This is a genomic window from Pseudomonas sp. SDO524_S393, assembly GCF_054071875.1.
Map to the genome: position 1 here is coordinate 36,188 of NZ_JBSVVZ010000022.1, position 13,144 is coordinate 49,331.

At 61.5% G+C, this 13,144-nt stretch carries 14 protein-coding genes; 3 read left to right on the forward strand and 11 right to left on the reverse strand.

Annotated features, from left to right (window positions below; all coding sequences use genetic code 11):
* Positions 1-43 precede the first annotated feature (43 nt).
* The 3 genes from ACW9IB_RS12205 to hrpT all read left to right on the forward strand — a co-directional run bounded on the left by ACW9IB_RS12205 (position 44) and on the right by hrpT (position 2,719).
* Positions 44-262: a hypothetical protein gene (locus ACW9IB_RS12205; RefSeq protein ID WP_457413818.1), complete on the forward strand. Its 219-nt coding sequence runs from the start codon at positions 44-46 to the stop codon at positions 260-262.
* A gap of 130 nt (positions 263-392) precedes the next feature.
* Positions 393-2,519, forward strand: coding sequence for a type III secretion system outer membrane ring subunit SctC (gene sctC, locus ACW9IB_RS12210; protein WP_457413820.1), 2,127 nt, complete (start codon positions 393-395; stop codon positions 2,517-2,519).
* On the forward strand, positions 2,516-2,719 hold the full coding sequence (gene hrpT, locus ACW9IB_RS12215; protein ID WP_457413822.1) for an HrpT family type III secretion system protein: 204 nt from the start codon (positions 2,516-2,518) through the stop codon (positions 2,717-2,719). The genes sctC and hrpT overlap by 4 nt, the downstream gene beginning before the upstream one ends.
* Positions 2,720-2,765: 46 nt before the next feature.
* On the opposite strand, the gene sctU is transcribed toward hrpT, so the two are convergent.
* The 11 genes from sctU to sctW are packed head-to-tail and all read right to left on the reverse strand — an operon-like array spanning position 2,766 to position 12,897.
* Complete coding sequence (gene sctU / locus ACW9IB_RS12220; RefSeq protein ID WP_457413824.1) at positions 2,766-3,863, reverse strand: type III secretion system export apparatus subunit SctU; 1,098 nt, start codon at positions 3,861-3,863, stop codon at positions 2,766-2,768.
* Positions 3,860-4,648 (reverse strand): type III secretion system export apparatus subunit SctT, encoded by a 789-nt coding sequence (gene sctT, locus ACW9IB_RS12225; RefSeq protein WP_457413826.1) that lies wholly within the window; start codon positions 4,646-4,648, stop codon positions 3,860-3,862. Before sctT ends, sctU begins: the two co-directional genes overlap by 4 nt.
* 10 nt (positions 4,649-4,658) lie before the next feature.
* Entirely contained in the window at positions 4,659-4,922 is a 264-nt protein-coding gene (sctS, locus tag ACW9IB_RS12230; RefSeq protein ID WP_457366642.1) for a type III secretion system export apparatus subunit SctS, read from the reverse strand.
* A 7-nt stretch (positions 4,923-4,929) separates the two neighbouring features.
* Positions 4,930-5,583, reverse strand: coding sequence for a type III secretion system export apparatus subunit SctR (sctR, locus tag ACW9IB_RS12235; RefSeq protein WP_457413828.1), 654 nt, complete (start codon positions 5,581-5,583; stop codon positions 4,930-4,932).
* The gene (locus tag ACW9IB_RS12240) at positions 5,580-6,593 is read right to left on the reverse strand and encodes a FliM/FliN family flagellar motor switch protein (protein WP_457413830.1); all 1,014 of its coding nucleotides are present in this window, start codon (positions 6,591-6,593) and stop codon (positions 5,580-5,582) included. Before ACW9IB_RS12240 ends, sctR begins: the two co-directional genes overlap by 4 nt.
* The gene (locus tag ACW9IB_RS12245) at positions 6,590-7,045 is read right to left on the reverse strand and encodes a type III secretion system HrpP C-terminal domain-containing protein (protein WP_457413832.1); all 456 of its coding nucleotides are present in this window, start codon (positions 7,043-7,045) and stop codon (positions 6,590-6,592) included. The genes ACW9IB_RS12240 and ACW9IB_RS12245 overlap by 4 nt, the downstream gene beginning before the upstream one ends.
* Positions 7,042-7,470, reverse strand: coding sequence for a type III secretion system stalk subunit SctO (sctO, locus tag ACW9IB_RS12250; protein ID WP_457413833.1), 429 nt, complete (start codon positions 7,468-7,470; stop codon positions 7,042-7,044). The genes ACW9IB_RS12245 and sctO overlap by 4 nt, the downstream gene beginning before the upstream one ends.
* Positions 7,457-8,815, reverse strand: coding sequence for a FliI/YscN family ATPase (locus ACW9IB_RS12255; RefSeq protein ID WP_457413834.1), 1,359 nt, complete (start codon positions 8,813-8,815; stop codon positions 7,457-7,459). The genes sctO and ACW9IB_RS12255 overlap by 14 nt, the downstream gene beginning before the upstream one ends.
* Positions 8,812-9,705 carry an FHA domain-containing protein gene (locus ACW9IB_RS12260; RefSeq protein ID WP_457413867.1) on the reverse strand — a complete coding sequence of 298 codons (894 nt, stop codon included), beginning with the start codon at positions 9,703-9,705 and terminating at the stop codon, positions 8,812-8,814. Before ACW9IB_RS12260 ends, ACW9IB_RS12255 begins: the two co-directional genes overlap by 4 nt.
* 37 nt (positions 9,706-9,742) lie before the next feature.
* Entirely contained in the window at positions 9,743-11,836 is a 2,094-nt protein-coding gene (gene sctV, locus ACW9IB_RS12265) for a type III secretion system export apparatus subunit SctV (protein ID WP_457413835.1), read from the reverse strand.
* The gene (gene sctW / locus ACW9IB_RS12270; RefSeq protein WP_457413836.1) at positions 11,833-12,897 is read right to left on the reverse strand and encodes a type III secretion system gatekeeper subunit SctW; all 1,065 of its coding nucleotides are present in this window, start codon (positions 12,895-12,897) and stop codon (positions 11,833-11,835) included. The genes sctV and sctW overlap by 4 nt, the downstream gene beginning before the upstream one ends.
* Positions 12,898-13,144: the final 247 nt, after the last annotated feature.

Genomic DNA, 13,144 nt, shown 5'->3' on the forward strand with positions numbered 1-13,144 from the left:
GACGCCGCTCATCACGTTCAACAACCATCACAGGGGAACAACCATGGACCTTTCAAAGGCACTCTCGCTGCAGGCCCTCAACATCAACAAATCAGTTCAGAAAACCTACAACTCGCAGTTTTCCGACACCACAACGGATGAATGGGACGCTCAGGCCTTCTTCGAACTGACCCAACAAAAAACCGTGACCAGCGCACTGTTCAATGAGATCGGCCGGCTGGAACACCAATCGCTGAAAACCACCCTTGAAAGCTTCCAGTAAGAAGAATGCACAGCTCTTCGTGGTGTTTGATTGACCTCGATACGGTCACATTGTCCGGCCTTATCCGCCCCACCCAGAGCCTCGCCCCCACCTCACCACGTTCACTGTTGTACTAACCAGAGAACCGCCCATGCCTGACAACCACCACAAGCACAACCGCTTGCGTCTTGCTTCGCCCCCAAAAAACCATTGGCGCAATACGCTCCTGCTGTCCTGCCTGTTAGTGCCGGCACATACCGCCTTGGCCGCCGTTCCCTCCGAATGGAAAAACACCGCCTATGCCTATGAGGCCGAACACAAACCCCTGCGCGAAGTGCTCGAAGACTTTGCCCAGACCTTCGGCACACAGTTGCAGGTCGAGGGCCTGCTGGCGGGCAACGTCAATGGCAAGATACGTGCTAACACCCCGCAGTCGATGCTTGACCGCCTCGGTGTCGAGCACCGCTTCCAGTGGTACCTCTACAACAACACGCTCTACATCAGCACCCTTGATCAGCAGGAATCGGCGCGCCTGGAAGTGTCTTCCGAGACCATTGCCGACCTCAAACAGGCCCTCACCGACATCGGCCTGCTGGACAGCCGGTTCGGCTGGGGCGAGTTGCCCGAAGATGGTGTAGTGCTGGTCTCCGGCCCTCGGCGCTATATCGAACAGATCAAGCAATTCAGCAGCCAGCGCCGCTCGCCGGACGAAAAGCAAAGCGTGCTGAGCTACCCGCTGAAGTTCGCCGACGCCATGGACCGTCAGGTGGATTATCGCGGTGAAAAACTCACCATTCCCGGTGTGGCCGGTATTCTGCGAGGCTTGCTGGAACCGCGCACCTCGTCTTCGTTCTCGGGGCTCAGCCAACCGTCGACGTCGACACAACCCGTGCCTCTCACCTCGAACGCGCCCCGGTTGAACAACCCGCTACTGGGCCAGATGCTCGGTGCGAATGGCAATATCGGCCCATTGAATACCGGTACGTTGCCGTCGCCACGGATACCTGCCGGCACCGGTCGAATTCGCGTCGAGGCCGACGCACGCAACAACGCTGTGCTGATCTATGACCTGCCCGAGCGTCACGCCATGTACCGTGAGCTGATCACCCAACTCGACGTCGCACGCAAGCTCGTGGAGATCGATGCGATCATCCTCGACATCGAGCGTACCCAACTGCGCGAATTCGGCGTGAACTGGGGCTTCCAGAACAGCCGCTTCCAGGGCAACGCCAATCTGGCGCCGGGCACCTCGTCACAATTGTCGATCGGTAACCGTGAGCGTTTCTATGCGGACATCCGTGCACTCGAGGCCAAAGGGCTGGCGACCATGGTGTCCAATCCCTCGGTGCTGACCCTGGAAAACCAGCCGGCGGTGATCGACTTCAACCGCACCCAATTCCTGACCCCGGGCCGAGAAAACGCAACGATCCTGCCGGTCACCGTGGGCACCAGCTTCCAGGTCATGCCCCGGGTCATTACCAGCGGCGGCAGCCATCAGATCCACCTGGCGGTGGACATCGAGGACGGCAACTTCGACGAGAGCAACCCAACCCCGGGCAACCTCGATGTGCGTCGTGGCAAGGTCAGTACCCAGGCGGTGATGGCGGAGAAACGCTCGCTGGTGGTCGGTGGTTTCCATGTCACCGAAAGCACCGACAAACAAAACAAAGTGCCGTTGCTGGGGGACATCCCGCTGCTGGGCAAGGCGCTGTTTTCGTCGACCGAACGGCAGAACAATCGTCGCGAGCGTTTGTTCATCCTCACGCCGCGCGTAATTGGCGACCAGTCCGACCCGTCCCGCTATCTGCCGCAGGCTGACCAGGCTGAACTGCAAGCCGCCCTCACCCCATTGGCCAGGCGTACGGCTGCCCACCAACCGGTGATCAATCGCAATGACATCACCCGCACCCTGGCGCTCCTGGTCAGCGGCGAAGTGCCTGCGGCGTTCAAGGCGGCACCGATGCCCGTGGCCCTGAAAACCCTGTGCAACACCCGCGATCTGCTGGCACTGAACACCGGCCGCAGCCAGTGGTATGCCGGCCCCGAGTACAACGTGGCGGTGGTGGTGCTGCGCAATCAGTTCAACCGCAATGTGCGCGTCGACGAAAAGGAATGCAGCAGCTCCCAGACCCTGGCGGTCACCGTCTGGCCCCGCGCCTGGCTCAAGCCGGGTGAAGAAGCCGAGGTGTTCATCGCCATGCGCCCGGTGGTGAAGGACGAGCACATCGGTGTGTCCCGGCCTTCGCTGATCGCACCTGCCCGGAGGGCCCAGCCATGAAGCAAGCATTGTTGTATACGACTCTGATCAGCGCAGCGCTGCTCGTTGGCGGCTGCACCCCCACCTGCAAGGGCGATTCCTGCTCACGCCCACAATCGAGTCCCGATGCGATGGTGATCTGGTGGCCGACGCAGATGCGTGTGGAGCCCGGGCCGGCTGGCGAACGCGCGGATTATCAAACGGTATCGCTGGAGCGATAAATTCCCTCGGGCTGGCCGAGCATGGAGCCCGTCGCCAGCCCGTCAGTCAGCGCCGCTCGAGCTCCGGCAGCTCCAGGGTTTCGCGCTTGGCCTCGTCATCGAGTTCGCGCAGGGTGCGGTAAATCAGCGCCACAGCCTGCAGGGTTTCTCGCGGGATACTGGCCCCCAGCTTTTGTGTATGGATCGTGCGAGCCAGCCACACACACTGGATCACCGGCACATTGGCGGCCTTCGCCCGATCGATCAACTGGCGCGCATCGGCGTCCGTGCCCTTGCTCACCAACAACGGCAACGGCGTTTTGCCCGGGCGATAATACAAGGCGACCGCAAAGTGGGTCGGGTTGACCACCAGCATGTCGGACTCTTCCAGCTTGGGCAACTTGACCCTGGGTTCTTCCTGGGCCAGTTGCTGCGCCAACGCGCGTCGCTGCCCCTTCACATGGGGGTCGCCTTCCATGTCCTTGTACTCCTTGACCACCTCGACCTGAGTCATGCGCATGCGCTTGGCAAAGAAATGCTTGGCCAGTGCCAGATCGATCAACGCCAGCACCAGCAGCATGCCGAGACACACATGCAGCAAGTAACGGAACAGGGCGATCAGCGCCAGCAGGTAACTTTGCAGATCGCTGTTGGCCAGATTGATCAAGGTGCCCACAGACGGCCAGATCACCGCATACAGGATCATTCCGATAAAACAGGCTTTGGCCACACTCATCAGCAGGTTCATCAACTGCTGGGCAGAAAAAAACTGCTTGAGCTGGCTGATCGGGTTGATACGGTTGAAATCCAGCTTCAACGCGTCCGGCGCGAACAGCAGCCCGAACTGCATCCAGCTACTGATCAACTTGGTGAGAATCGCCACGCCCGCCATCAACAGCGCGAATGAAAAAAACACTAACAGCCCATCAAACAACACCTCCTCCAATGCTCGCCCAAACGGTTGGCCCAAGCGTGAAATCGGTAACAGCATCAGTTGCTGGAAGCGCAGCAAACTGGTTTCGGCGGTGAACAAAGCGATCTCGCTAATGGCCGTCAACACCAGCAACTTGGCGATGTCCTGGCTCTGGGCCACCTGGCCTTTCTTGCGCTGGTCGCGCAGTTTCTTGGCAGACGCCGGGTGTTTTTTCTCGCCTGAATCACTCATGAGAACGGTGCCCTCACCAGTTCCCCAAGCGAATGCCTGAGGTCGCCCAAGCCACTCATGCGCCCGACGATCAGGTCCTGCAGCAGCGCGAAATACAGCAGTAGAATCCCGATCCCGGCCAGGCACTTGACCGGCGGCGCCAGTGTGCTGACCTGCAATTGCTGGCTGTAAACGCTCAACAGGGCAATGCCGAACTCCAGCAACAACAGCACCGCAATAAAGGGCGCGGCATAGAGCATCATGTGGGTGAAGGTGTCACCGAGCAGGCCGATGAATACGCTGAATCCATTGGCTGCCGGCAAGGGAAACCACACCGTGGGCGGCCAGACCAGGTAACTGTCCCAGATCACCTGGGTGAGTGCGCCCAACCCCAGGCTGACCATCAACAGAAAAATCGCCAGTTGCTTGAACAAGTGCCCGATGGGCGTTGCATCCGGCCCCAGCGAAGGGTTGAGCTGCCCGCCCGCCAACGCACCGCGCTGGTTATCCAGCAACGCGCCCACCGCCTCGAACATCCAGAACGGCATCGACAACAACACGCCCAGCAAAAAGCCCAGTGCCAACTCCTTGAGCAGCAACGCCGCCAACAGGAGCGCGGAGTAATCGTGACCGGCCAACAACGCGTGAATCCCCGGCGCGGGGATCAGCGCCATGACCATCACGATGGTGTGCCGCAGCAAGCCACGGATATGTTGAAAACAGAATGCCGCCACCAGGAACGCACAGGGGTAGATGCGGGCCATGGCAATCAGCAGGCTGGGCAGATAATCCAGGTAAGGCAGCATGGTCAGGGTCTCAGTTCAGCCCTGAGCGGCCGATCATCTCGAACGTCAGGTTGATCAACTGGATCAATTCCACGCCGATCCAGCGTCCCGTCAGAATCAGCGTGACGCCCACCGCCACCAGCTTGATGCCAAATGGCAGGGTCTGGTCCTGCACCTGCATCAGCGCCTGCACCAGGGACGTCAGCACCCCCACGACCACGGCCACGATCAGCGGCGGCGCCGACAGTACCACCACCAGCAACATGCCCTGCTTGAACAGCACGATCGGTTCCATAGGCCACTCAGAGATAGGAAAGGAACAAGCTGTCGAGCAACCGCGACCACCCGGAAACCAGCACGAACAACAACAGTTTGAGCGGCAGCGAAATGGTCATCGGCGAAACCATCTGCATGCCCAGCGCCAGCAGCAGGTTGGACACGATCAGGTCGATCACGATAAAGGGGATGTAGATCAGAAAGCCGATCTCGAATCCTGCCTGCAATTGCGACAGCACGAACGCCGGCACCAGCAGGATCAGGTCTTCACGCTGCACCTCCTGCGCCATCGGCGCAGGCCACAGGCGCGCGGTGTTTTCCAGCAAGTGCGTGAGCACATCCGGGTCGACATTGCGCAGCATGAACGCGCGCAACGGTTTGATTGCCTCGTTGCCGGTGTGCAGCAGCGTTTGCACGTTACTCAGGTCCAGCGGTGACACCTTCACGCTCTCGGCGATCTCGTAACCCACCGGCGCCATGATGAACAGCGTTGCAGCCAGGGCGATGCCGTTGATGGCCATGCTCGGCGGCACCTGCTGCACGCCGATGGCGTTGCGGGTGATCATCAGCACAATCACGATCTTCAGAAACGCGGTGCACACCACCAGCAGCATGGGCATCAGCGACAGCGCGCCGAGGAACACCGCCAGTACCAGGGGATCAACCCCCTGAAGCGTCATCGCTCGAACATCACACGGGAGACCTGCAACCCCAGGCGCCCGTCGACTTCGACCAACTGCCCCTGCCCCACAAGGCGCTCGCCGTAATACAGGCCGGCCATGCCGGGTGCGTAACCGCTGATACCCAGCACCGCACCGGGGGCCAGGCTGTGCAATTCGCCCAGGGTCAGGTTCAACACCCCGCAACGGACTGTCAGCGCCATACTCAACTCATCGAACGGCTCCTGGCTGAAAGCGTCCGCAACAGGCCCCTCCTCCTCGTGCACAGAGAAGTCCGGTATTGAAAAATCCTCGTCCACAGCGGTCTCCTCGATCGCAATAAGGGTCAGGCACAACCGCCCGGTTTCATCGTCGATGCAGCCGCGCAAACGACGCCTGCCGACCTGTACATGGCCGGTGCCCTGTGCATTGAAAAATGCCTGTTCAAGCATCAGCACGTCGCCACGTCGCAGGCCCTGCACGTGTGTAATCGGCAACCGTACGCAGCCAAGGGGCACCGCAACACTCAATGGAAATTGCGCCGGCATCGGCGCCACGGTGGCGCGCCAGGGGCCGGCATCGCACAGCCTCAGAAAGCTCTGCGGTGTCAGCCACACATGCCCCAGCACCCGGGACGCACCGAGGGTGACGCTGATCCGGCAGTCAAAGCCCACGGGGCACGCGACCTCCAGCAATCGGACGGAGCCCAGCAACGCCTGTACCTGGGGGCTCAGGTAGTGGTGAAATACGCTCCAGACCCAGGAGTCCGAATCGTTGCCGACCTCAGCCAATGTCACCGGGCATTCGCCCAGCAGGCTGAGCAAGGGACCCGCCTCGGCCAACGCCAGCACTCCGCAAGCGGTTTCGAAGCACAGTATTTTGGCCATTGCCGGCGCACGCCCGGGCTCCAGCCACACGTCACCGCGCCGTCCCGCCACCTCGAACGGCAGGCACAACCCGCGTCCCAGTCGCTGACGCGCGGCAACCGTGTCACCGCTTACTGAAGGTAATCTCACGGTTGGCAGCATCATGCCGAACCGGCGCTGGGCAGCAGCAGATTGACCGGCGCATCCAAGACCCTCGCCAACCGGCCTTCGCATTGCTGCCGCACGCCACTGAGCCAACGGGCGGTCGCTTCTTCCTGAGCATCCAGCTCGATATTCCAGGCACTTTGTTCACGGCGCACACTGGCATTGATTCGCCCCAGGTGGGGCAAGTGCAACACGACCTGGAGCGGCCACTGCGCACAGGCCGTGATGCGCGGGGCCAGCTGTTCGGTGAGGGCTTCGGCCCCGGAAACAGCAGACACAACCCTGGCGCTCGCCAAGGAGGCTGCAGAACCGCCGGCATGATCGTCGCGGGCGAACAACTGGGCAAACAATCGCATGGGTTCCAGGAGCGCCACACCGCTGCGCGGTTCCCGCTCATCTCGCAGTTCTCGCACACGTGGACATTCCGTAGCCTTGCCTGAAACCTGGGTCATACGGGCTCCTGAGCCAGCAAAAGGGATAACTCCTGAAGCTTTTCAACTTGACGCAGACACTCGGTGACTTTTCTCTGGGCCGCGTTCACGTGCATGTCCTTTGTCTCTCGCTGACGCTGCAACCCTTGTAGCTGGCCTTCCTCGCGCTGGGTGTTGGCAGACAGGGAGCGCTCCTCGCTGCCCCAGGTCTTAAGCGCCTTGAGGTCCAGCACCTGGCCCTGATGCCGCCCCAGCAACTGCGCGCTTTGGAGAGCCTCTTCTTCGCGAGTCTGTGCGAGTGCTGCCTCGGCTTGGCGGATATTGGCCTGGAGTGTTTGCTGCGCTCGCCTGGCTTCATGCAACGCGCGCTCGGCACGGTCCGCACGATGCCTGCGCAGGCGCCGCAGGGTCTCGACCTCGTGGAGCATTGGGTCAGAAGGGGACATGGGTCGTCAGCTCCTTGAGTTGGTCCAGGGTCACCGTCATCGGTGTCGGCTCGCGCAGGTCCTGACGCAGGAAACCATCGACCGCCTGACGGCTGTCCACCGCCAGGTCCGTCAGGGCATCGCTGCCGGGCTGGTATTCCCCCAACTTGAGCATCAGCTCGATCTGTTGATAGGCCGACAGCAATCGCCGCAATGCAGTGCCGGCCCGGATGTCTTCGGGTTCGGCGACATTGCTCAGGATCCGGGACAGGCTGGCCAGCACATCCACGGCCGGATAGTGCCCACGCTCGGCCAGTTTGCGAGACAGCACGATGTGACCGTCGAGCAGCGAACGCACCTCGTCGGCGACCGGGTCGCTCATGGAGTCCTGTTCGATCAGCACGGTGTAGATCGCCGTGATGACCCCTTCGCGGGTCAACCCTGCACGCTCCACCAGACGCGGCAGCAGGCTGTATACCGACGGCGGCAGGCCGCCACGCCCCAGCGGTTCGCCGGCAGCCAGGCCGATCTCGCGCTGGGCCCTGGCAAAACGCGTCAGGGAGTCGATCAGCAGCAGCACCCGTTTGCCCTTGCGACGGAAGCCCTCGGCCAACGCGGTGGCCGTGAAGGCCGCACGGGCACGTTCCATGCTGGAACGGTCAGACGTAGCACAGACCAATACCGCCTTCGCGCGCAGTTGCTCATCCAACTCGTGGTCAAGAAACTCACGCAGCTCACGACCCCGTTCACCGATCAGGCCGAACACAATCACATCGCACTCGACGTTACGGGCGATCTCGGCCAGCAGGGTGGTCTTGCCGCAACCAGCGCCCGCGAACAGCCCCACGCGCTGGCCTTCACCCAACGTCAGCAGGCCATCAATGGAACGCACGCCGGTCGCCAGCGCGCGATGAATCCTCGGGCGATCCGTCGGCAGCGGCGCCTCACACAACACGGCGCTCGCATCCGGCATGTCGGCCTCGACAAACGCACTGGGCCCCTCACCGGTAATCGAGCGCCCGAAACCGTCCAGCACCTGGCCCAGCAGTTGATCACTGACCTGCACCTGATGCGACACGCCCAGGCGCTCCACGCCAGCGCCCACCCGAATACCTTCCAGGTTGCCCAGCGCACTGAGTACGGCGTCCTGCTGATCGAACCCGATGATCTCGGCAAGCATGCAGTCGCCGGGCCGTTTCTCCACCTGGCACAGGTCGCCGATACGCGCCTGGGGCAACCGGCATTGCAACAACATGCCGTTGACGCGCTGGATACGCCCGCGCATGGTCACCGGTGCAAAGCTGACCAGGGCCTGGGACTGGCGCTGCTGCCAGGCCTCGAGGCGCGCCTCGAAATCCACACTCACCAGCGCACCTCATAGCGCTGCGCGCCTTCGAAAACCACTTTGCTGTTGTCGATCAGCACCAGGCGCAAGCCTTCCACTTCGTCACCGACGAACAAGCGGTTGCCCCCGTCCAGGACGACATGCCCCGTGGGGCCGCCCACAATCTGCGTGATCCGGAACGGCAGCGCGTTGTCACGTACGCGCACGCGGCTGATCACCGGCACGGCGCTGTCATACTGTTCGCCAAAGCGGTTGAGCATGCGCGTGACCAGTTCCATGTCGTCGGTCGAGACATCACCACCCAGCGTGATCTGGCCATTGACCACTTGCAGGCTGACCCGCGCGCCCAGCTCGCGTTCGTTGAGCATTTTCAGCAGCTGCTGACGCACCTCGAATGGCGACGCCAGTTCCTGTTTCGGTACCACGGGCGGCATCAGGGAAGCCTGGGCTTCCTTGTCGCCCATGGAAACCATGCCCACCACCATGATGATGACCGCGCCCACCAGTACCAGGCTGAGCAAGCGCTTCTGCTGGGCCGGGGGAATGGCTGACAACGTGAGCCCACGCGGCGGCCCAGCAGCCGGTAATGCGGGTGCAGGCGCCGGCGCTTGTGGCCACGGCTGATCCGTCAAGGTCACGCACAAGCGAATGGCCCCCACCGAAAAGGTGGCGCTCAAGGCCAGGCTGGCGATCTGAGCCTGCATCTGCCCGTTGGCATCGAGCAACAGCCCGGCCTCGGCCTGCACCGACCAGTTCGAATCCTTGAGGCACAGCAGCGCATGGTGTTCGGCGACGCCTGCGTCGCTCAACACCAGGTCGGCATCCGCATGCGCGCCAATGCTCCACTGCTCGCCAAACAACGGCAGCGCCGCGCCCTGATGCCGACCATCGAGCACCCGCAATTCGAACATCATCGAGCCTCCCGCAACGTGGAGCCGGACCGAACGCTCATGCCACCGCCCCGCGCATCAGCTCGCCCTGGCCCAGGTCGAAACGCCCCAGCACCTTCACCTTCGATGTACTTCCCAACTCGGCAAAGGACAGCACCGGTACATGGTTGAACTCTTCCAGCAGCAAGGTACGCAGCGGGCTGCGCAGGTCTTGCGCCACCAACATCACGCTTTTGCTCTTGGCACGCAGGGTAAAGGCCTGGTTGAGCAGGTTGACGAGCGCTGCACTGTTCTCGTCGTCGAGGGCGAAGAACACGCCGGTCTGGGTCTGACGCAAGGCCTCGCGCAGGATGTTCTCGGTGCGCGGCGACAGCAACCAGGCGTGCAGGCCATCGGCTTCGCTGTACTGGTGATAGATCTGCGACTTGAGGGCGATACGTGCATAGTCGGCCAGCGCATCCGGCTCGCGTTCATGCTGGCCGTACTCGATCAACGACTCCACGATCAGGCGCACCGCACGCAACGGAACCCCTTCGCCGGCCAGGCGCTGCAACACGGCGGAGAACCGCGAGAGCGGCATGATGCGTTGCAGTTCCTGAACCAGCTCAGGCTGGTTGTGCTCCAGCCAACTGAGGATCGATTTGCTCTCCTGGATCCCCAGGAACTGCGGCCCGCTGAGCATCATCGCCTGCTTCATGCGATCGAGTATCAGCTGGGTGGCACTGAAGCGCTCCAACGCCGGGTCATCGAGCAACGGATCATCCGGTGCCAGCCAGAGCCAATCCTGCTCATCACGCTCCGCGAGCCCTGGCACAGCGTGTTCAGGCTCGACGGTGAACGCCTTGCGCTCCACGGCTACCTGTGAAACGACCGAGGCTTTCACCATCGGCACTTCGTGAACGCAAAAGCGCATTTCATCGTCAGCCAGCGTGGCATCGAGCTCCACTTCGAAAGGGGGCAGCGTCAGGCCGATGTTGGCCACCAGCGCATTGCGGGACTGGCGAATGCCGTGAATCAGGTCGGTCACCTCAGGAGTGCCGCGCAACACCGGCGAAAACTGCAACAGATAAGGCCGCGACGGGTCGAACCCGCGCAGGTCTTCGGCGCCGTTTTCTTCCGGGCGAACCGCTTCGGTGGCTTCGTTTGCCGGACGTTCCTGACGTTGACGCTGGCGCACCAGGTAATAACCCAGCGTTCCGGTAATCAGCGAAATCAGGATGAACACCCCGGTCGGCATGCCCGGCACGGCGGCAAACGCGAGCATGCCCACCGAGGCGATCACCCAACTCTTGGGCTCGCTGGTCATTTGGCGGGCGATTTCAGCGCCCATGTTGCTGATGCCCTTGCGCCCATCCGGTGCCACACGGGTGATGATCATGCCCGCCGTCAGGGAAATCAGCAGCGCCGGAATCTGGGCGATCAAGCCGTCGCCGATGGTCAGCACGGAGTACAGGGCCATTGACTCGCCAGCGCTCAGACCATGCTGGAACATGCCGGTGGAAAAGCCACCCAGCAGGTTGACCACGACAATGATCAAACCCGCGATGGCATCGCCCTTGACGAACTTCATGGCACCGTCCATGGCGCCGAACAACTGACTTTCCCTGGACAGCTGCTCGCGCTTGTCCCGTGCCTGGATGCCGTCGATCAAACCTGCGCGCAAGTCGCTGTCGATGGACATTTGCTTGCCGGGCATCGCATCGAGACTGAAGCGTGCCGCCACTTCCGCGACCCGCTCCGAGCCTTTGGTGATCACCAGAAAGTTGACCAGGGTCAGGATCAGGAAGATCACCAGCCCCACCGCCAGATTGCCACCCACCACGAAGTTGCCGAACGCTTCGACGATGTCGCCGGCGTCCTGTTCCAGCAGGATCAGACGCGTGGTTGCAATCGACAGCGCCAGCCGAAACATGGTGGTCAGCAACAGAATCGACGGAAACGACGAGAACGCCAGGGGCCCCGGCAGGTACAGGGCCAGCACGATCAACAGACAGGAAATGCAGATGTTGAGCGCGATCAGGATATCCACCAACCAAGTGGGTAGCGGAACGATAAAAATGAAAACAATGGCCATGACCACCACGGCGCCGAGTACTTCGGCGCGCTGTGCCACTTTGAGCAGCACCGCATTGATGGTCGACAGCACGGTCACGCCAGCGCCCCTATGCCGAAACGCTGGTTCTGCAAGCGCTCGTTCTGGGTCAGTTGGTCCATGACCATCAGCAGGAGTTTCACGCTGTCCTTACGCACGCCCTCATCTGGCCACACGGCCAGTGGCAGCTGTCGGAAAGCCGGGTAAAGGCCGTTGAGCGCCGTCAGTTTGTGCGAGGGCTGCTCGCTTCGAAGGTCGTTGAGCAAGTCCGGGATTTCGTTTCCACCAAGGCCGGTGCTGGTGCAGGTCAACAAGCGCTTGAGCAGAGTGACGGGGTCAAACTGGACATTCAAACGCTGGATCAAGTCTTGGCAACTGGAGAGTACGCCGCCCAATTGACTGCAACTGCCCAGCCCCTTCAACAGCGAGCGCAGCGCCGCCGGGGAAATAGACGACGCGCGGGCGGCCATGTCGTCGGCCAACGCTCCGCGCATCACATTCAAGCCGTTCAGGAATTGCTCGCCACCATAGGCGTCCAGCAGCGCATGCAACATAACGGTCAAGGATTGGCGATTGACCACACTGTTGTAATACAGCTCGCGCATCGCCTGACGTTCCTTCGGGTCATCGGTGGCGGCCTGCAACGCCACAGCAATGTTGAGGCCCGCCTGGATTTCGCCTTTGAAGCCTTTTTCCAGATCGGCAAGGGTCGTCCGCGCCATTTTGGCCTCGGCCGGCAGCACCTGCGCATCCGTCTGATCGACCACATGCTTGAGCACCACGAATGCACGCGCCGGGTCCCCATCGGTGAGGGTGATCAATTTGGCGACACTCAATTGCTGCTTCTGCAATTCCGTCCAGATGCGCCGGGAAACGGAGGCCAGTGACGCCTTGGCCGGATGACCCAACTGGTCATACAGCTGGGCAATGTGCCGGACAGGCGGGATCTGCACCCCGCTCGATCGCTTGCTCAACTCGCGCGCGGTATCCATGACTTCCTGGCCAAAGAACGGAGCCAGCTCATCGGCCCCCTTGGGCGCCGACGTCGCAGAAGCATCTCGAAGACTTGGTTGATCCAGGCGCTGGATCGTTTGCACATCACTGGAAGATTCGATTTTCATCGGCAGACCCGAACAGGAAGAGTGTGTCCCTGTGTGGCAAGCCACTGTGACCTGGTTCCATCGAAACTTGATGGCTCACTACCGTTGAAAAAACTTGCACGAGCCGTACGTACCGTTTGCAAAATCTTGCACAAATGCACGGCAATTCAAGATATATACCTATATAAATCAATAGCTTATTTATGAATTCTGCTTGGCACAGCCAGTGCTAAAGGGGTTCCTGACGAAACCATTTCGTCAGCGTTCA